Annotated in this window: 17 protein-coding genes; 13 read left to right on the top strand and 4 right to left on the bottom strand. The window is 63.0% G+C overall.

Going from position 1 to position 19404, the window contains the following annotated elements; all coding sequences use genetic code 11:
- Positions 1-16: 16 nt before the first annotated feature.
- On the top strand, positions 17-943 hold the full coding sequence (locus OX460_RS08690) for a LysR family transcriptional regulator (RefSeq protein WP_289898444.1): 927 nt from the start codon (positions 17-19) through the stop codon (positions 941-943).
- A 153-nt stretch (positions 944-1096) separates the two neighbouring features.
- Entirely contained in the window at positions 1097-3256 is a 2160-nt protein-coding gene (locus OX460_RS08685; RefSeq protein WP_289898443.1) for an EAL domain-containing protein, read from the top strand.
- Here OX460_RS08685 and OX460_RS08680 read toward each other — a convergent pair.
- On the bottom strand, positions 3253-4179 hold the full coding sequence (locus OX460_RS08680) for a LysR family transcriptional regulator (protein ID WP_257218931.1): 927 nt from the start codon (positions 4177-4179) through the stop codon (positions 3253-3255). The two genes, OX460_RS08685 and OX460_RS08680, sit on opposite strands and share 4 nt — an antisense overlap.
- 86 nt (positions 4180-4265) lie before the next feature.
- On the opposite strand from OX460_RS08680, the gene OX460_RS08675 reads away from it, so the two are divergent.
- Positions 4266-5489 carry an MFS transporter gene (locus tag OX460_RS08675; protein WP_289898442.1) on the top strand — a complete coding sequence of 408 codons (1224 nt, stop codon included), beginning with the start codon at positions 4266-4268 and terminating at the stop codon, positions 5487-5489.
- Positions 5490-5492: 3 nt separating this feature from the next.
- Here the strand turns inward: OX460_RS08675 and OX460_RS08670 are convergent, their stop codons facing one another.
- On the bottom strand, positions 5493-6383 hold the full coding sequence (locus tag OX460_RS08670; RefSeq protein ID WP_251351455.1) for a DMT family transporter: 891 nt from the start codon (positions 6381-6383) through the stop codon (positions 5493-5495).
- A gap of 77 nt (positions 6384-6460) precedes the next feature.
- Here OX460_RS08670 and OX460_RS08665 point away from each other — a divergent pair, with 77 nt between their 5' ends.
- Together OX460_RS08665 and OX460_RS08660 are read left to right on the top strand one after the other, a co-directional pair.
- On the top strand, positions 6461-6949 hold the full coding sequence (locus tag OX460_RS08665; protein WP_251351457.1) for an Lrp/AsnC family transcriptional regulator: 489 nt from the start codon (positions 6461-6463) through the stop codon (positions 6947-6949).
- A 16-nt stretch (positions 6950-6965) separates the two neighbouring features.
- Positions 6966-7787, top strand: a complete 822-nt coding sequence (locus OX460_RS08660) for an APH(3')-I family aminoglycoside O-phosphotransferase (RefSeq protein WP_289898441.1) — start codon at positions 6966-6968, stop codon at positions 7785-7787.
- 13 nt (positions 7788-7800) lie between these two features.
- On the opposite strand, the gene OX460_RS08655 is transcribed toward OX460_RS08660, so the two are convergent.
- On the bottom strand, positions 7801-8343 hold the full coding sequence (locus tag OX460_RS08655) for a hypothetical protein (RefSeq protein WP_289898440.1): 543 nt from the start codon (positions 8341-8343) through the stop codon (positions 7801-7803).
- A gap of 117 nt (positions 8344-8460) precedes the next feature.
- On the opposite strand from OX460_RS08655, the gene OX460_RS08650 reads away from it, so the two are divergent.
- A complete protein-coding gene (locus OX460_RS08650) occupies positions 8461-8844 on the top strand; it encodes a glutaredoxin (RefSeq protein ID WP_289898439.1) in 384 nt (127 codons plus the stop codon).
- 55 nt (positions 8845-8899) lie between these two features.
- Positions 8900-9823 carry a hypothetical protein gene (locus OX460_RS08645; RefSeq protein WP_289898438.1) on the top strand — a complete coding sequence of 308 codons (924 nt, stop codon included), beginning with the start codon at positions 8900-8902 and terminating at the stop codon, positions 9821-9823.
- A 98-nt stretch (positions 9824-9921) separates the two neighbouring features.
- Here the strand turns inward: OX460_RS08645 and OX460_RS08640 are convergent, their stop codons facing one another.
- Complete coding sequence (locus OX460_RS08640; protein ID WP_034749909.1) at positions 9922-10158, bottom strand: DUF3820 family protein; 237 nt, start codon at positions 10156-10158, stop codon at positions 9922-9924.
- A gap of 144 nt (positions 10159-10302) precedes the next feature.
- Here OX460_RS08640 and OX460_RS08635 point away from each other — a divergent pair, with 144 nt between their 5' ends.
- From OX460_RS08635 to OX460_RS08610, 6 genes are all read left to right on the top strand, one after another.
- Positions 10303-11514, top strand: coding sequence for an MFS transporter (locus OX460_RS08635; protein WP_251351462.1), 1212 nt, complete (start codon positions 10303-10305; stop codon positions 11512-11514).
- 139 nt (positions 11515-11653) lie between these two features.
- Complete coding sequence (locus OX460_RS08630; RefSeq protein ID WP_251351464.1) at positions 11654-13654, top strand: alkaline phosphatase PhoX; 2001 nt, start codon at positions 11654-11656, stop codon at positions 13652-13654.
- Between the two features lie 206 nt (positions 13655-13860).
- Positions 13861-15078 (top strand): YeeE/YedE family protein, encoded by a 1218-nt coding sequence (locus OX460_RS08625; RefSeq protein WP_289898437.1) that lies wholly within the window; start codon positions 13861-13863, stop codon positions 15076-15078.
- Positions 15079-15159: 81 nt separating this feature from the next.
- Positions 15160-16638 (top strand): sodium:solute symporter, encoded by a 1479-nt coding sequence (locus OX460_RS08620; RefSeq protein WP_289898436.1) that lies wholly within the window; start codon positions 15160-15162, stop codon positions 16636-16638.
- A 75-nt stretch (positions 16639-16713) separates the two neighbouring features.
- Complete coding sequence (gene sppA / locus OX460_RS08615; protein ID WP_289898435.1) at positions 16714-18588, top strand: signal peptide peptidase SppA; 1875 nt, start codon at positions 16714-16716, stop codon at positions 18586-18588.
- 196 nt (positions 18589-18784) lie between these two features.
- Positions 18785-19324, top strand: coding sequence for a GNAT family N-acetyltransferase (locus OX460_RS08610; protein ID WP_289898434.1), 540 nt, complete (start codon positions 18785-18787; stop codon positions 19322-19324).
- Positions 19325-19404: the final 80 nt, after the last annotated feature.

The raw sequence follows: 19404 nt of genomic DNA, 5'->3' as shown, positions 1-19404 counted from the left end.
TGATCGAAAAAATCGAATGTTAAGACTGAGCCTGGAAGCCCTGCAAATCGTCGACGCCATCGACCGCCGCGGATCGTTCTCGTCGGCAGGCAAGGAGTTGCACAAAGTCCCGTCCACCATTTCCTATACGGTGGCCAAGCTGGAAGACGACCTCGGCGTGCAAGTGTTCCAGCGCAACGGCCCGAAAGTCATGCTGACGGCGGCCGGCCAGGAATTGCTGAAAGAGGGCCGCTACCTGCTGAAGGCGGCGCAGGACCTCGAACACCGCGTGCGCCGGGTGGCGTCCGGCTGGGAAACGGAATTGTCCATCGGCATCGATTCCATGTTTTCCGCCGTGGCCCTGGCTGACGACGTGCGCGCCTTTTATGACGTGGCGCAGCAGACGCGCTTGCGCCTGTCGCAAGACACGCTGTCGGGCACGTGGGAAGCGCTGCTGGACCGGCGGGCCGACTTGCTGGTGGGCGCGCCTGGCGACGGGCCGGCGGGCGGCGGCTATATCGCGCAGCCGATCGGCATGCTCGACTTCGTGTTTGCCGTGGCGCCCGCGCATCCGCTGGCGCAGGTGCAGGAACCCTTGTCGCGCGGCCACCTGCAGCAGCACCGGGCCGTGGTGGTGGCCGATTCGGCGCGCCAGATGGCGCCGCGCACGGTGGGCCTGCTGCTGGGGCAGGATGCCTTGAGCGTGCCGAACATGCAGGTCAAGTTCGACTACCAGGTGCTGGGTCTGGGCTTTGGCTTCCTGCCGGGACCGTGCGCCCGCGCCGCCATCGCGCGTGGCTTGCTGGTGGAAAAGGCCGTGGAAGAGCCGAAACCGTCGGAAACGTTTTACCTGGCCTGGAGAGTGGGTGAGGATGGCGCGGCGCTGCGCTGGTGGATGGCGCGCATGCGCGAACCGGATGTGTTTGCCCGCCTGGCGCAGCATCTGCCGGGCCATTCGGCGTAGGTCTTAAAATGTTGACATACGCCAACATTTTTAAGTTACCATATTCACAGTATTTCCGCCCGACCTCCACGCCCCACAGTGGGATTTTGATGATTACACACACCGCAGCGCCCCTGATCTGTTCCCCTGACCTGGCCCTAGAGTGGGGTTGCCATGCTTGAGGCGAAGGTTGCGCTGTGCCTGCGCCTGGCCCAGGATGCCCGTGAACAGGCGGGGCCGCAGCAGGCCGCCACCCTGGCGCGGCTGGAGGAGGAACTGGAGCGGCTGCGCGGCGCCAGCCGGCCCGTGGTGCGCGTGGCGCCCCCCGACGCCTTGCTGGAAATCGATCCCGACGGCTTCCTGATCGGCTGGAACCATGGCGCCGAGCAGATGTTCGGCTATTCCGAGCTGGAAGCCCTGGGCCAGCACATCCTGTTCCTGTATCCGGAAGACGACGCGGAAGCGAGCGTGCTGGAATTGCATTTCACGCAGGGCGACGTGGCCACCGATGTGCGCCGGCGCAAGAAGTCGGGCATGGTGACGTGGCTGCGCATGCACCGCCACGTGATCCACGACCAGGCGGGCAAGGCGTGCGGCATGGCCGTGCGCCTGTCGGCCATGAGCGAGCCGCTGTCCGACGTGGACAAGGTAAGGTTGCACGCACGCATCATCGAAGACAGCGAGCAAGCCGTGCTGATCACGGATGCGGAAGAGCGCATCGTCTCCATCAACAGTTCCTTCAGCCGCATCACCGGCTATTCGCCGGCCGAAGCCATCGGCCGCACGCCGGACTTGCTGCGCTCGGGCGTGCACGATCCCGATTTCCGCGCCAAGGTGCGCGCCGCCATGCGCGGCCACGGCTCCTGGCGCGGCGAAATCATCGGCAAGCGCAAGAATGGCGAGCTGTTCCCGCAAGACGTCACCATCAGCGTCGTGCGCGACGAATTCGGCGAAATCAGCCACGTGTTTTCCCTGTTTTCCGATATCTCGGTGCACAAGGATGCCGAAGCGCGCATGCAGCGCATGGCCAACTACGACAGCCTGACGGGCTTGCCCAACCGCTGCCTGCTGAACCAGCTGGTCGACCAGGGCCTGGCCGAAGCGAAACGCCAGGGCACGCATGGCGCGCTGATGGTCATCGACATCAGCCGCATCGGTTCCATCAGCGACACGCTGGGCCATGAAGTGGGCGACCAGCTGGTGATCGCCATCGGCCAGCTGTTCCGCGGCGCCCTGCGCGACGCCGACATCCTGGCACGCGTCGACAACAGCAAGTTCGTCGTCGCCCTGCTGCATATCGAAAAGCGCGAACACGCGGCGAACGTGGCGCAAAAGCTGCTCAACCTGTTGGAGGCGCCGATCAATATCGATGCGCACGCCCTGCATGTGGGCGCCAGCATCGGCATCACCGTGTATCCGGAAGACGGCCTGGAAGCGCCGGCCCTGTTCCGCTTTGCCGACGTGGCCGTGGCCAAGGCGGGGCAGACGATCGAATCGACCTTCCTGTTTTACCGCGAAGACATGAACCGCCGGGCCAAGGAACATTTGCGCCTGGAAAGCGAAATGCGCCTGGCGCTGGGCGACAAGGAACTGGAATTGCATTACCAGCCGAAAGTGAGCCTGGCCAGCGGGCGCATCGTGGGCGCGGAAGCCTTGCTGCGCTGGAAGCATCCGATGCGCGGCATGGTCTCGCCCGGCCTCTTCATCCCCGTCGCCGAGGAAACCAGCCTGATTCTGGAGCTGGGCACCTGGGTGCTGGACGAGGCGTGCCGCCAGATCCGCAGCTGGGAAGACCGTGGCCTGCACATGCCGGCCATCGCCGTCAACCTGTCGGCGCGCCAGTTCGATGAACAGTTGCCGGCGCGCATAGCCGCCGTGCTGGAACGCTACGGCGTGCGGCCCGAGCAGATCATGCTGGAAATCACGGAAAGTCTGTTGATGCGCGGCGCCGACAAGGTGATCGACATCATGAACCAGCTGGTGGCCATGGGCCTGGCGCTGGCGCTGGACGACTTCGGCACCGGCTATTCCAGCCTGGCCTACCTGAAGAAATTCCCCATCAGCACCTTGAAAATCGACCGCTCCTTCGTCATCGGCTTGCCCTTCGAGGAAAACGATTGCGCCATCGCCCGCGCCATCGTCACCATGGCGCAGCAGCTGCGCCAGGAAATCGTCGCTGAAGGGGTGGAAACGGCCGAGCAGATGCGCTTCCTGCGTGAACTCGGCTGCGACCAGTTGCAAGGTTATCTGTTCAGTCCGGCCGTGCCGGCGGCCGAATTCGAGCTGATGCTGGGTGAAGGCCGGCAATTGCGGCTGGAAGAACTGGCGCTTTAAGCGCCACCCAGCTGCACTTTTTCCAGCAGATAATCGAGCATCACGCGCACCCGCGCGGGCACTTGCAAGCCCGGTCCCACGAAGACGGCGTGCACGACTTCCTTGTCACCCGGGTTGTAGTCCTGCAGCACGGGGAGCAAATCGCCTCGCTCGATGTCGCGCAGCACGTGCTGGCGCGAAAAGCGTCCCAGCCCCATGCCGGCCAGCACCAGCTGGCGCATGCTTTCGCCATCGCTGACGCAGGTATTGCCCTGCGGCGCCACCTGTATCGATCCGCCCGCGCCATCGAGGAAGGGCCAGGTTTCGTTCTGGCAGCGGAAGTTGAACGCCAGCAAATTGTGCCGTGATAATTCCTGCGGCGTGCGCGGCAAGCCGTGGCGCGCCGCGTAGGCGGGCGAGGCCACGACGACCATCGCATCCTCGCCCAGTTTGCGCGCCACCAGGTTCGATTCCTTCAGCTTGCCCGTGCGGATGGCGATGTCGGTGCGGTCTTCCAGCAGATCGACGATGGCGTCGCTGACGACGACGTCGAGCACGATGTCGGGATAGCGCTGCGCGAACTCGGGCAGGATGGGCAGCAGATGGCGCACGCCGAACGGCACGAAACAGTTGATGCGCAGGCGCCCGCGCGGCGCGGCGCCCTGCGATGCTTCGCGCTCGGCGCTCTCGATATCGTCGAGGATGCGCTTGCACTGGATAAAGAAGGCGTCGCCCTCGGGCGTCGTGTGCAGCTGGCGCGTGCTGCGCTGGAGCAGCCGCGCGCCGAGCCGCGCTTCCAGTCGATTGACGAGCTTGCTGACGGCCGACGGCGTCAAGGCTAGGCGGCGCGCGGCGGCGGAAAAGGCGCCCGTTTCCACCACGGCGGCAAACACGGCCATCTCGAACGCGCGGTTGATGTCTTGCCTGGCCATTATTGAATCCATTTCACAGGTGTTTCCATTATTGGAGTCTATATCAAAAGCGTTTGCATCGATACACTGGCTGGCTTGAACTCTGCCGGAGAAATACCATGACCACCGCAAACCCTGTTTCCACTTCAGCCAGCAAGATGCCGCCCGGCGTGCTGGCGCTGGCCGTCGGCGCCTTTGCCATCGGCGTGACCGAATTCATCGTCGTCGGCATCTTGCCGACCATCGCAAAAGATTTGCATATTTCCATCGAATCGGCCGGCTCGCTGGTCAGCCTGTATGCGCTGGCGCTGGCCATCGGCACGCCGCTGCTGGTGCTGCTGATGTCGCGCCTGCCGCGCAAGGCTGCCCTGCTGGGGCTGATGAGCGTGTTCCTGGCCGGTAACCTGCTGGCCGCCTTTTCGCACACGTTCGAACTGTTGCTGCTGGGGCGTGTCATCACGGCCGTGGCGCACGGCACCTTCTTTGCCATCGGCGCCACGGTGGCCACCAGCCTCGTCACCAAGGCGCAGGCGGGCAGGGCGATTTCCGTGATGTTTGCCGGATTGACCCTGGCCATGGTGATCGGCGTGCCGTTCGGCAGTTTCCTCGGCAACTTGATGGGCTGGCGCCTGCCCTTCTTTGCCGTGGTGCTGCTGGCCGCGCTGGGCCTGGCCGCCATGGCGCGCTGGCTGCCGGCCGGTTTGCAGCAGGGTAAGGGCGGCAAGGCCATGACGCAGCTGGCGGCGCTGGGCAGCGGCCCCATCCTGACGATGATGGCGATTACGACGTTTGGCTTTGGCAGCAGCTTTGCCGCGTTCACGTTCATCACGCCCATCCTGACGGATGTGACGGGCTTTTCCGCCACCATGGCCAGCGCCTTGCTGATCGTGTTTGGCGCCGCCACCTTTGCCGGCAACCTGGCGGGCGGCTACCTGACCAGCCACCTGGGCTGGCAAAAGGCCTTGCGCGCGATGCTGCTATTGCTGGCCGTCACGCAAGCGGGCGTGGCGCTGAGCATCAGTTCGCCCTGGATGATGACGGTGATGCTGTTCGTCTGGGGCGTGTTCGCCTTCGGCCTGTCGCCCGCCCTGCAGGCAGGCATGCTGGCCACGGCTGAGCGCTACACGCCGCACGCCGTCGATTTCGCCTCGGGCCTGAACATTTCCGCGTTTAACCTCGGCATTTCCTTCGGTTCCATGCTCGGTGCGCTGATGGTTTCGCGCCAACTGATGGCGTCGTCGCCCTGGGCCGGCGTGGCCGCCGCGCTGCTGGCCCTGCTGCCGCTGGCGTGGCTGGCGCGCAAGAACCTGGCGGCGCATGTGGCGGGTGCGGCCGCGCACTGAGGTTCAGGTATGCACGGCGACGGCCGGTGCCGGTTTCTTCATGCGCTGCGCCATGTAGGAACTGCCCATCGATGCCGCCATGATCATGGCGATGGCCAGCCATTGCGCAGTGTCCAGGCGTTCGTCGAGCAGGATGAACGCGAGCATGGCGGCAACGGCAGGCTCCATGCTGCTCATGATGCCGAACGCTTGCGGCGTCAGCCGTTTCAGGGCCACCATTTCCAGCGAGATCGGGATGGCGCTGGAAATGAGCGCGACGCCCAGGCCCACGCCCAGCACGACGGGCGAGAGCAGGGCGGCGCCGCTGTGCATCACGCCGACAGGCACGACCACCAGCGCGGCCATGGCCAGGCCCAGCGACACGGAGTGGCCCGCATGCAAATGGCTGGCGCGCTTGCCGAAGACGATGTACGAAGCCCAGCAGACGGCGGCGCCCAGGGCGAACAGCACGCCCGTGGGATCGAGATTGCTGACGTCGTGACCCAGCGGCAACAGCAGCGCCAGTCCCGCCACGGCCAGGGCCACCCAGACGAAGTCGAGCGGGCGGCGCGAGGCGAGCAGGGCCACGGCCAGCGGGCCGGAAAACTCGATGGCGACGGCGATGCCGAACGGTATCGTGCGCAAGGCCATGTAGAAGCACAGGTTCGTCAGCCCCAGCGCCGCGCCGTACAGGGCCACCGTGCGCAAGTCGGCGCGGCTCAGCTGCCAGCGCCACGGGCGCCAGAACAGCAACAGCAGCAAGGCGGAAAAGCCCACGCGCACGGCCGTCGTGCCTTGCGCGCCCACCAGCGGGAACAGGCTGTGCTTGGCCCACGACGTGCCCAGTCCCAGGCAGGTGACGGAGCCGAGGATGGCCAGCAGGGGAATCAAGGAGGAATAGCGGCGTAATGGCATGGTGATAAATGGCTTGATATCGAAGTGGTGAAAGTTTATTGTGTCTGCTCCGATATTTGCACTGCATTTTGACCTTTATGACGCAACTTTCGCTCACGCCTGCTGTCGCCCTCGATGCCTTCGACCTGGCCATCCTCGATATCTTGCAGCGCGATAACACGACCTCGCAGCGCGAAATCGCCCAGGCCGTGCACTTGTCCGCGCCGGCCGTGCAGCGGCGCATCCGCCGCCTGCGCGAGAGCGGCGTGATCCGCAAGGAGGTGGCCGTGCTCGACGCCAGCCGCCTGGGCCGCCCGCTGATACTGACGGTGGAAGTGCATTTGCACGACGAGCATCCGCAGCGCACGGCCGGCATGCGCGCGCGCATCATGGCCGAACCCGCCATCCAGCAGTGCTACGGCATCACGGGCGAGGCCGATTACCTGCTGGTCATCACGGCCAGCAGCATGGCCGAATACGAGGCGCTGACGGAACGCCTGTTCGGCGGCGACGACAATATCCGCCGCTACCGCACGTCGGTGGCCTTGACTTGCCTCAAGATGGGCTTGCACGTGCCGCTGACATAGAACAAGGGCCAGGCAGATGAGCATTTCTAACAAGACACAAGCGGCCATGCTGGCCGCCATGCCCGCCAGCATGCGCGCCGCCGTGGCAGGGTACGACTGGGCGCGCGACAGCGTCGGTGAGTCGGACGCTGCCGTCTACCGCTTGCAGGGCAGGGATGGCGCGCCGGACCTGTTCCTGAAACACGGCACGGGTGCCGCCGCTGCCGAGCTCGCCGACGAACTGGCGCGCCTGCGCTGGCTGGCGCAGTATCTCCCCGTGCCGGCGGTGGCGCAATTTGCCCGCGCGGCAAGCCCGGAGCAGGCATGGCTGCTGACGGCGGCCATGCCGGGCAACACGGCGTGCCAGGTGCTGGAAGACAATCCTGCGCTGGGCTCCGCCGTGGCCGACGCGCTGGCGGTCTTCCTGCGCCGCCTGCACGCGCTTCCCGTCAGCGACTGCCCGTTCGACGCCAGCCATGCCGCGCGGCTGGTCCAGGCGCGCCGGCGCATCGATGCGGGCTTCGTCGATGCCGGCGATTTCGATGCCGAGCGGGAAGGCTGGACGGCGCAGCAAGTGTGGCTGGCGCTGCAAGGCTACCTGCCGCTCCCCCCCGATCTCGTCGTCACGCATGGCGATTTTTCGCTGGAAAATATCCTGATGCACGATGGCGCCGTCGTCGGCTGCCTGGACGTGGGCCGGGCGGGCGTTGCCGACCGTTACCAGGACCTGGCCATCGTTTGGCGTGCTCTTGGTGAGTTGGACGCCGCGCTACCGCCAAGGTTTGTTCAGCAATATGGGATCGTTGATATCGATCAAGGCAAGCTGCAATTCCATCTGCTGCTCGACGAGCTATTCTGAGTGCTGGCAGTCATCACGGCTCTTCGCGCTCGGCGTCGCGTTCGCGGCAACTCAAGGATGCGTAATGGCCCTTGGGCAGCGTGGTCTGGATGGCCACTTCGCGCAGGTTTTTCCGGATATCGACGGGGTCGGTCAGGGTGCAGCGCTGGGCGCGGGCGAACGCCTGCAGCTTTTGCGTGCTGCCGTTGACCTTTACCGTCACGCCGGCCCCGGGGCTGACGCAGCAGCCTATGTATTGCGTGATGTATTCCTCTTCGATGAGCACCAGTTCGTGTCCCATGAAGCTGGCCGGTTTCTTGAGCAGGTAGTAATCCGTGTAGTCGGCGCGCTGGTTGGGGCGCTTGCCAATAAAACCTTCGCGCATGTAGGCGGCGATGGCCTTGCCGGAGGTGCCCACTCGCTGCGTCGTGCCCTTTTTCAGGTGCAGCGCATGGACCAGGCCGCTTTCGAGCCCCCCGTCGGCAGCGGCAGCAGATGCTGCAGCGGCGGCGCTGGCGCAAGTGGCGGCGGCGAGCAGAAGAGCGCCGAGCAGGCGGCGGGTGCGGTATTCAGGCATGGGAATGATTTCTTGCATATATTTCACGCGTAGAGGAGGAGAAGCGCAGTGTAGCCCACGCCGGCCTGGGCGCGTGGCACAATGCGTGTTCCGCATGCCACTCACCCCAGGACTTTCATGACCCGCGCCATCCTTGACCAAGCCCAGATCCATTCCGCCGCCCGCCCTTTGATCGGCAGCAAGCACAAGGACATTGTGCGCGAAGTGCAGGCGGCCATCGCCGCGCACCAGGTGGTCGTCGTCGGCATGGCGCTCAATCCGTTTCCGCGCAAGGCGCGCAAGATCCTTGACGTGCTGGGCACGCCCTACCAGTACCTGCAATACGGCAGTTATCTGAACCAGTGGCACCGCCGCAATGCCCTCAAGATGTGGACGGGCTGGCCCACGTTCCCCATGGTCTTCGTCAACGGCGTGCTCATCGGTGGTGCCAGCGAGCTGCACAAGCTCGTGGAAAACGGCGAGTTCAGCTCCATGCTGGCAAAGAAAGTGCAGGGGTTATGAATGTATTCAATTGCTATTTAATCAATATATTTTCGCTTTGATACTGAGAATTTTCATGAAATTTTCCTTTGATGTTGCCGCCTTCATTGTTTCTGTTTTGGCACTTCTGTCAGCTATTTTTAGTGTTTTTTATGCAAAAAAACAAAGCGAAATAGCTGCATCCTCAAGAAATAATGATAAAAAATCTTACTTGGCGCAATACCATGATTCTTATCGGCTAAGATTGATAGCTATCCAGGAAAAATACCGCAAGACAATACTTGATATTGGCAGTGATGCTGGTGATGTTTTAAATAAAATAGGATTGTTTTTTGATGCAGTTAATGTGGGGTGCGATGGCGGAATTTATCATCGACCACTCCGTCACCTTTCTCTGGAGGCGGCCGAAATGATAGCGTGTGCTTTCAAGGGACATTTAGGATGGCAGCCTGGAATTCATATGGCAGGGAGACTGCATCACATGATCGATTTGGAAAGTGATATTAATTCAGTGTCGAATTATGTTAGTAGTAATTTTAGAAGGGAATTGGAGGGTTTATATTTTTCAAATGTCAATTCCCGACAGGAATATGAGCTATTAAAAGATATTGGTTTTTGTAAGATTGTGTCCGAATTGAAATGTAGAATGGACCCCAGGCGAGCTGCTGAATTTCTTATGAAGATGAGTGATGCACTAAGCTCTATTGATGTCGATTTGTCATTGCTGAGGAAGAGTGCAGCTGAAAGCGTAAAGGAGATTAATGACATCTTGGAAGTAAGTAGGTTAGATCAATTTTCCATTGATGAATCTCCGAAGATTTCGCGGGGACTTAGAAATATTAGAAATAAATTAGATGTTTTAAGTGAAATGAGATTTCTGATGGTGGATTCCGCTAGTAGTGGAAAATTTCAAAATTATATGTCGATTGCAATTTATAATTGTGTAATATTGTTTTGTTTGCAGTCATTTTCGTCTTGGGGCTGGGATGAAGAACGATAATGATTTTTTTCGCAACTTATTAGATTAATTTTTATAACATTTAAAATTTTTTCAATCTCAATAGTCTGTTTCTATTTTTCATGACATTCGGCTCGGCCTTACTCGCCCGGCCGCCACGGCGACTTGCGCGTGCGCAAGGGGTCGAGCAAGCTGCGCAGATCGTTGTGGTCGAGTTCGTACATCAGCGCAATCAGACTGCCCAGTTCGCCCGAGGGAAAGCCCTCGCGCGCGAACCAGCCCAGGTAGTGGCCCGGCAAGTCGGCCAGCAAGCGTCCCTGATATTTCCCATATGGCATTTCGCGCGTGACCAGCAGCGCCAGTTTTTCTGAATTCATGGTGGTGACCCCGTGTGGATGCGGCCAGTGTAGCAGACCGCTCTATTATTGAGCTGTGCGCAACTATTTTCTGCCTGATGAGGTATTTTTCGAAACAAAGAAAACCCCGATACTGCATGCCAACATCATTTATCGGAGTTTGCCATGCCCATTGCCTTGCTCGCGCTGACCCTCAGCGCATTTGCCATCGGAACCACGGAGTTTGTCATCGTCGGGCTGCTGCCCACCATCGCCGCGGACTTGGGCGTCAACCTGCCATCGGCCGGCTTGCTGGTCAGCCTGTATGCGCTGGGCGTCGCCGTCGGCGCGCCCGTGCTGACTGCCCTGACGGGCAAGATTGCGCGCAAGACCTTGCTGCTCTCGCTGATGGTCTTGTTCACCTTGGGTAACTTGCTGGCCTGGAAATCGCCGGGCTACGAAACCCTCGTCATCGCCCGCATCCTGACGGGGCTGGCGCATGGCGTCTTCTTTTCCATCGGCTCGACCATCGCCACGTCCCTGGTGCCGAAAGACAAGGCGGCCAGCGCGATTGCCATCATGTTTACGGGCTTGACCGTGGCCCTGGTGACGGGCGTGCCGCTGGGTACTTTCATCGGCCAGCATTTCGGCTGGCGCGAAACTTTCCTCGCCGTTTCGGCGCTGGGCTTGATCGCCTTTGTCGGCAGCCTGCTGTACGTGCCATCGACCATCAAGCACAGCAAACCGGCCTCGCTGCTGCAGCAAGTGCAGGTGCTGGGCCAGCCGCGCCTGCTGCTGGTGTACGCCATGACGGCCGTCGGCTATGGCGGTTCCTTCATCGCCTTCACGTATTTGGCGCCGATTCTGCAGCAAGTGTCGGGTTTCAGCGCCGGCGCCGTGGGCGTGGTGATGCTCGTGTATGGCGTCTCTGTGGCGTTTGGCAATATCTGGGGCGGTAAGCTGGCCGACAAGAAAGGCCCTGTCAGCGCCCTGAAACTGATCTTCCTGCTGCTGGCGGCCGTCTTGTTGCTGCTCACCTTCACGGCGCCGCATCCCGTGCTCGTCGTCATCACCGTGCTGCTGTGGGGCGCCGTGGCCTTCGGTAACGTGGCTGGTTTGCAAGTGTATGTCGTGCAGCAAGCGGAACACTTCACGCCCCGTGCCGTCGACGTGGCGTCCGGCCTGAATATCGCCGCCTTCAATCTGGGCATCGCCGGCGGCGCCTGGGGTGGCGGCCTCATCGTGGAACACCTGGGCCTCGTGCACACGGGCTGGATCGGCGCTCTCGTCGTGCTGGGTGCATTCGGCTTGACGGCCCTGAGCGGCCGCCTGGACCGTTTGAACCCGATCCCCGTGCGGCCCGCTGGCGCAAAAGCGATGCAGGCGACGGGGCATTGAGAAGCGGGGCGTCCGCTTGGCGTCGCTTCCACGGTGCAGCTTGCCTGTAATCAAGCTGAAATATTTGTCGTTTATGCTCCGGCCTCGTATTCCAGCAGGTCTGTCCCACGATATTTATTTATAACGGAAGAAACAAAAAATGTCGAATTACGCCCCTGAGTCATCACGCCGCCGCCTGTTGCAACTGTTTGCCGGTGCCCCCATGCTGCCTTTGGCCGGCTTGACCGGCGTCAGCGCTTTTCTGTCCGGTTGTGGCGGCAGTTCGGATAATGACGTGCCAGCGGTGACGCCGCCAGTCGTTCCTGCCGCGACGTTTACCACGGCGGAATTCACCGGCATGGCCGCGCCACTGGCGAGTTCGCCAGCCGCGCTGGCCACGACCACCGTCGGCTCCAAGCTCAAGGTCAATTTCAGCGATGGCAGCAGCAACAGCTATAACCTGGCGTACCAGCCTTTCTTCCTGACGGGCGACCGGGTGCCGGACGGTAAGGGCGGCACCGTGATCGCGGGCGGCTACTTCGACATCAAGAACCAGCCCATCATCGACAGTTCGGTGCCGGGCAAGGAACGCCAGTTCTTCTCGGATTCGCCGGACGGCAGCTCGATGCTGACGGTGGCCAACGCCAGCGTGAGCGGCGTCAAGGGCAAGCCGGTGTTTGCCGTGGTGCAATTTGAATACAACTCGCTGAACCAGGCCGGCGCCTCCACCTACGGCACGCTGCCGTCGCCGATCGCCGTGCTGAGCCTGGACCAGGACCAGACCACCGGCAAGCTGTCGCTGGTGAAATACCACAATGTCGATACCTCGCTGGTGAAGGGCCTGTGGATTACCTGCGGCGCCAGCTTGTCGCCGTGGAATACCCATCTGTCGAGCGAAGAGTACGAACCCGACGCCTTCGACCAGGGCCTGGGTGGCCAGACCTTGGCCGTGCTCAAGGAATTCAGCAAGAACGTCTTCGGCGATACGACGACCGCCAATCCGTACGACTACGGCCACCTGCCGGAAGTGTCGGTCAACCCGGACGGCACCGGCAGCATCAAGAAGCACTATTGCCTGGGCCGCTACTCGCGCGAACTGGTGCAGGTGATGCCGGATCAGCGCACCATCCTGGGCGGCGACGACTATACGAATGGCGGGCTGTTCATGTTCGTGGCCGACAAGGTGGCCGACCTGGCCGCAGGCGGCACCCTGTACGTCGCCAAATACACGACCCAGCTGACCGAGACCACCACCGGCAAGCTGCAATGGGTCAAGCTGGGCCATGCGACGCACGCCGAGATCAAGGCGCTGGTCGACGGCGGCATCAAGGCCACCGACATCATGGATTCGACCCTGGCCGATCCGTCCGACGCCAGCTACACGAAGATTGTGCTGAACAAGAAAACCGCCTGGGTCAGGGTCAAGGCCGGCCAGGAAAAAGCCGCCGCCTTCCTGGAAACCCACCGCTACGCGGCCCTGAAGGGCGGCAGCATGGCCTTTACCAAGAACGAGGGCACGACGGTCAACGCCAAGGACAAGATCGCCTACTCGGCGTATGCCAACATCCAGGATTCGATGGTCGAAGGCGGTTCGGGCTACGTGGCCGGCCACAACGTCAAGTTCAAGAAGCTGGTGGCGGGCGCCGTCGTGTCGCACAAGCTGACGGGCGGACAGAAGGATGACACGGGCGCGGCGATCGACAGCGAATGGGTGCCAAGCGAGTCGACCCTGCTGATCGCGGGCGAAGACATCGCGGCCGATGGCCTGGGCAACACGGCCAACCCGGCCAAGATCGCCAGCCCCGACAACCTGAAGTTCTCGGAAAAACTGCGCACCCTGTTCATCGGCGAGGACAGCGGCAACCACCTGAACAACTTCCTGTGGGCGTACAACGTCGATACCAAGAAGCTGGAGCGCTTGCTGTCGTGCCCGGCCGGCGCGGAATCGACGGGCCTGCATGCGGTCGATGAAATCAATGGCTGGACCTATGTGATGAGCAACTTCCAGCATCCGGGCGACGAGTGGAGCCGCTTCCCTGCCTTGCCGTCCGCGCTGAAGGACCAGATCAACATCATCATCAACACCAACTACAACAGCAAGGCCAGCGGTGCTGTCGGCTACCTGACGGCGGAACTGGCGCAGGTGAAACTGTCGAAATGATGCGCGTCAGCTGACGCCGCAGCGGGCACGCAGGGCAGGCAGGCGCAGGCCTTCTCTGCCGCTGCGTGCCCCTCGCCATCCGCTCCGTCCCTCGACCCGGGGGACGGGGCGTTGGGCGTGGCGGCGCCAGGCGGACGGCTAACTTGCTGGCAGAAAACAGCAAAACGGGGGAAAATGGCGTTTCCCTCCCTTTAGCGTCCCCCATCATGTCCGATATTGCAGCTTCGCCGCCAGGCCTGCGCGCCGCCATCAATCCAAAACCGCTGGGCGTCGCCCTGTTGCTCATCCTGATCGGTGCGTGGTACCTGGCGCACACCGTCGGCATCAACCAGGCCGCGCTGTACGTGGTGGGCGCCTTGCTCGGCATCACCCTGTATCACGCGGCTTTCGGCTTCACGTCCGCCTGGCGCGTCTTCATCGCCGATGGCCGCGGCGACGGCTTGCGCGCGCAAATGCTGATGCTGGCCGTGGGCGTGGCGCTGTTTTTCCCCGCGCTGTCGGCCGGCACCCTGTTCGGCACGCCCGTCGCGGGCCTCGTTTCGCCCGCCGGCACTTCCGTCATCTTCGGCGCCTTCATCTTCGGCATCGGCATGCAGCTGGGCGGCGGTTGCGCCTCCGGCACCTTGTATACAGTCGGTGGGGGCAGCACGCGCATGCTCATCACCCTGGCCGCCTTCATCGTCGGCTCCGTGATCGGCACGGCGCACATGCCGTTCTGGACGGCGCTGCCGCAACTGCAACCGATTTCCCTCGTCACGACCCTGGGCCTGGCGCCCGCGCTGGCGCTGAACTGGATCGTCTTTGCCTTGATCGCCGCCATCACGGTCTTCGTTGAAAAGCGCCGCCACGGCAAGCTCGTCGCCACGCCCCTGCGCCCGGCGCAGGCGTCGCCCTGGCTGCATGGGCCGTGGCCGCTGGTGGCGGGCGCCGTTGCGCTCGTCGTGCTGAACTTCGCCACGCTGGCGCTGTCGGGCCGTCCATGGGGCGTGACGTCGGCGTTCGCCCTGTGGGGTGCGAAAGCGGCGTCCGTGGCCGGCATCGACACGGCCAGCTGGGCTTACTGGTCCACCAAGGCGAACGCCGCCGCGCTGGCCGCGCCATTGACGCAAGACAAGACTTCCGTGATGGATATCGGCATCGTGCTGGGCGCCATGCTGGCGGCCGCGCTGGCCGGCCGCTACGCGCCCGTGTGGCGCATCCCGCGCCGCTCGCTGATCGCCGCCATCGTCGGCGGCTTGCTGCTCGGCTACGGCGCGCGCCTGGCCTACGGCTGCAACATCGGCGCGTATTTCAGCGGCATCGTCTCGGGCAGCTTGCACGGCTGGTTGTGGCTGGTGTGCGCCTTCCTGGGCAACGTCATCGGTACGCGCTTGCGTCCGTGGTTCGGCCTGGAAGTGGAAAAAGTCAAACCGACCGGCTGCTGACGCCTGATTGCCTGGGGGCATTGCTGTACGCTTTGTTGTATATTGCTGCCCCTGTTCCTCTTTGCCGCCAGCGCAACATCCATGTCCCCAGTCATCCTGTTTGCCGTCGTCCTCGCGTATTTCCTGATCTTGCTGGGCGTGGCATGGCGCACCTCGCGCCATGCCACCAACGACAGTTTTTTCATCGGCAACAAGGACAGCAACTGGATGCTGGTGGCCTTCGGCATGGTGGGCACGACCTTGACGGGCGTGACCTTCATCAGCGTGCCCGGCGCCGTGGGCAGCAACGGCTTCGGCTATATCCAGCTGATGATCGGCTATGTGCTCGGTTACCTGGCCATCACCTTCATCTTGCTGCCGCTGTACTACCGGCTGCAGCTCACGTCGATTTACCGCTATCTGGAATTGCGCCTGGGGCGGCGTTCCTACCAGAGCGGGGCGGCGTTTTTCATCGTTTCGCGCCTGCTGGGCGCCACGGCGCGGCTGTATCTGGTGGTCAATATCCTGCAAGCAACTATTCTCGACAGTTTCGGCGTGCCGTTCTGGCTGACGGCGTGCGTCGTGCTGCTGCTGATCCTGCTCTACACGTATGAAGGGGGCGTCAAGACCATCGTCTGGACCGATACCCTGCAAACGGCGTGCATGCTGGCCGGTCTCGTCATCTGCAGCGTGTTTTTGCTGCGCGAGATGGACTTGTCGCTCGTCGACAGCCTCGAACGCATGCGCGCGCAAGGCCTCACGCGCATCTTCACCACCGACCCGGACAGCCCCGCCTACGTGTGGAAGCACATTCTTGCCGGCATGTTCATCACCATTGCCATGACGGGCATGGACCAGGAAATGATGCAAAAGAATATCTCCGTGCGCACCCTGCGCGACTCGCAAAAGAATATGCTCAGCCTGACCGTGGTGCTGACCGGCGTGCTGCTGCTGTTTCTCTTCCTCGGCGGCTTGCTGCACCTGTACGCGCCGCTGGCCGGCGTGACGGCCACGGGCGATAAATTGTTCCCTGCCGTGGTGCTCGGGCATTTCCCCGCCGTGGTGCAGCTGATTTTCTTCATCGCCCTCATTTCCGCCCTGTTTCCCAGCGTGGATGGGGCGCTCACGGCCTTGACGTCCACCTTCTGCATCGACATCCTGGGCTTGCAGCGGCGGCCGGATTTGAGCCCGGCCGTGCAGATGCGCTGGCGCCGCAAGGTGCACCTGGGCTTTGCGGCCCTGTTTTTGATCCTGATCATGGTCTTCAAGTGGCTCGATGATCCCAGCATGATAGGCGTGATCCTGAAGCTGGCCAGCTATACCTACGGTCCGCTGCTGGGCTTGTTCGCCTTCGGCCTGCTGAGCCGGCGCGGCGTGCGCGACCGCTGGGTGCCTTTGGTGGCCGTGGCCGGGCCACTGCTGTGTGCGCTGATCGAGCAGGAGCAGGCGCTGCTGTTTGTGCATTACCGCCTCGGCCTGGAATTGCTGATACTGAACGGTTCCCTCGTGCTGGGCGGCCTGTTCCTCATTTCCACGCCGCCAGGGCAGGGCGCCCAGGGCGCGCAATACTTGTCAAAATAAGACGAATCCCAAGGCGATCGCGGCCATTTTCAGCTATATTGATTTCCTTTAGGTACACAACCTCACGGAGCATCAATGTCACTCAACCCCTTCCCGCCGCTGCGCCGCGGCTTTGGCGCATTCTGGCGCGCGCTGGACGCCACCCGCCGCGCGGTCATCAATCTGATTTTCCTGCTGATCGTCATCGCCATCCTGATCGCCATCTTTGGCGGCGGCGCCAAGCCCCTGGCGGAAAAGACCACGCTGGTGCTGGACTTGCAAGGCCCGCTGGTCGAGGAAACCCCGGGCGGCGTGCGCGAAGCGGTGCTGGCCAATGTCAGCGGCGAAGTCAAGAAAAACGTGCAGCTGCGCGACGTGCTGGCCGTGCTCGACACGGCGGCCAAGGACAAGAACATCGGTTCTATGGTCATCCTGCTCGACGAATTGCAGGGCGGCGGCCTCGCTTCGCTGCGCGAAGTGGCGGCCGGCGTGGAACGCTTCCGCGCCACGGGCAAGAAAGTGACGGCCTGGGGTTCGAGCTACAACCAGCGCCAGTACCTGGTGGCGGTCAAGGCCGACGAGGTATTCCTGCACCCGATGGGCGGCGTCATGCTGGAAGGCTTTGGCCGCTACCGCAATTACTACCGCGACGCGCTCGACAAGGTCGGCGTGACGGTGAACCTGCTGAAAGTGGGCACGTACAAGAGTGCTGCCGAGCCGTTCATCGCCAATGGCCCGTCCGAAGCGGCGGCCGAAGCGGACCGCTACCTGAACAACGGCCTGTGGACCACCTACACGACGGACGTGGAAAAGGCGCGCAAGCTGCCGGCCGGAGCCATCATGCAATCGATCGATGCGCTGCCGGCGCTGATGACGGCGGCCGGCGGCGACCTGGGCAAGCTGTCGCTGGACGCCAAGCTGGTCGACGGCCTGAAAACGCGCGACGAACTGCGCCAGTTCATGATGGCGCGCGGCGCGAAGAACACGGAAGGCACGAATTTCCGCCAGGTGAACTACACCGACTACCTGGCGCGCCTGCGCCCCGTGCACATCGGCGACGCCGTCGGCGTGGTCATCGCCTCCGGTGAAATCGGCGACGGCATCGCGCCACCGGGCGCCATCGGCGGCCTGTCCACCTCGCGTCTGATCCGCCAGGCGCGCGAAGACAAGTCGATCAAAGCCGTCGTGCTGCGCGTCGATTCGCCGGGCGGCAGCGCCTTCGGCTCGGAATTGATCCGCCGCGAACTGGAACTGACGCGCGCCGCCGGCAAGCCGGTGGTCGTCTCGATGGGCAATGTGGCCGCTTCGGGCGGCTACTGGATCAGCACCTCGTCCGACGAAGTCATCGCCGACGCGGCCACCATCACCGGTTCCATCGGCGTGTTCGCGATTTTGCCGACGGCCGACAAGGTGGTGGAAAAGCTGGGCATCCACACGGCCGGCTCGCCGACCACCTGGCTGGCCGACGCGGGCAACCCTTTGCGTCCGCTCGACCCCCGCTTTGCGCAAGTGATCCAGGGTTCGATCAACCACGTGTATGGCGACTTCCTGAACCTGGCCGCCAAGGCGCGCAAGACGACGCCGGAAAAGATCAATGAAGTGGCGCAGGGCCGCGTCTGGACGGGCTTGCAGGCGAAAGAGCGCAACCTGGTCGACCGCATCGGCAGCTACGGCGATGCGCTGGCGTCGGCCGCCAAGCGCGCCAACCTGGGCGCCGACTACCGCGTCACGTACCTGGAGCAGGAAACGTCGAACGTGGACCGCCTGATCGGCATGTTCGGCTCCAAGGCCATGGCCTCGCTGGGATTGGGCGAGCACGTGAAACTGGGCCTGGCCGGCACGGGCTTGCCGGCCGACGCGGCGCTGGGCATGGCGCAGGACCTGAGCTGGCTGTCCGGCATCACGCGCGAGCACAAACCATTCATGGCCCTCACGCACTGCCTGTGCGAAGTGCCACTCGGCAGCAAGTAACACCTGACCAAATCTACTGCGCTCGATGATTTGCGGCCTGCGATGCTCACTGTGCTCAAGCACAGCTCCGCTTCTCGGTCACAACTCATCTTCGCTCGCTACGATTTTGTCAGGCGTTACACGGCAATATAGATGACATACCCAAGCCGGCTTCGCCCGGCTTGTTTCACATCAGGAGCAAGGCATGGCAAGCGACATGAACGAAAAAACCGACACGGCCATCACCATCCGCCCCTGCGCCAAGGGCGACGAGCTGGCGCTGGCGCTGGTGGGGCAAGCGACCTTCCTGGAAGCGTTCGCCGGCATCCTCGATGGCGCCGACGTCATCGCCCACTGCCAGCGCCAGCACGACGCGCAGCTGTACCGCGACTGGCTGGCGCTGCCGGCCATGCGCCTGTGGCTGGCCGAGGCCACGCCTGGCGGCGCGCCCGTCGGCTACCTGGTCCTCAGTCCCGCCGGCCTGCCGGTGGCCGACCCGCGGCCGGACGACCTGGAAATCAAGCGCATCTACCTGCTGCACCGCTTCCAGGGGCAGCGCGTGGGCCAGCGCCTGATGCAGGCGGCCGTGGAACAGGCGCGCGCCGGCGGGGCGGGAAGGGTGCTGCTGGGCGTGTACGCGGAAAACCACGATGCGCTGGCGTTTTATGCGCGCTGCGGCTTTGCGCAGGTGGGCCGGCGCACCTTCCGCGTGGGCCGCACCGACTATCAGGATGTCATCCTCGGCATGACGCTGTAAGCGCCAACGGCCTGCGCGGCGCCAGGTCAAGCCGGCTGGCGGGAGATTTGTAGCGAGTTTGTATCTGCATGCGAGTCGCC

This window comes from Janthinobacterium sp. SUN033, from assembly GCF_030397595.1.
Classification (GTDB): Bacteria; Pseudomonadota; Gammaproteobacteria; order Burkholderiales; family Burkholderiaceae_D; genus Janthinobacterium; species Janthinobacterium kumbetense.
This window is presented reverse-complemented; position numbering and strand designations above follow the sequence as displayed.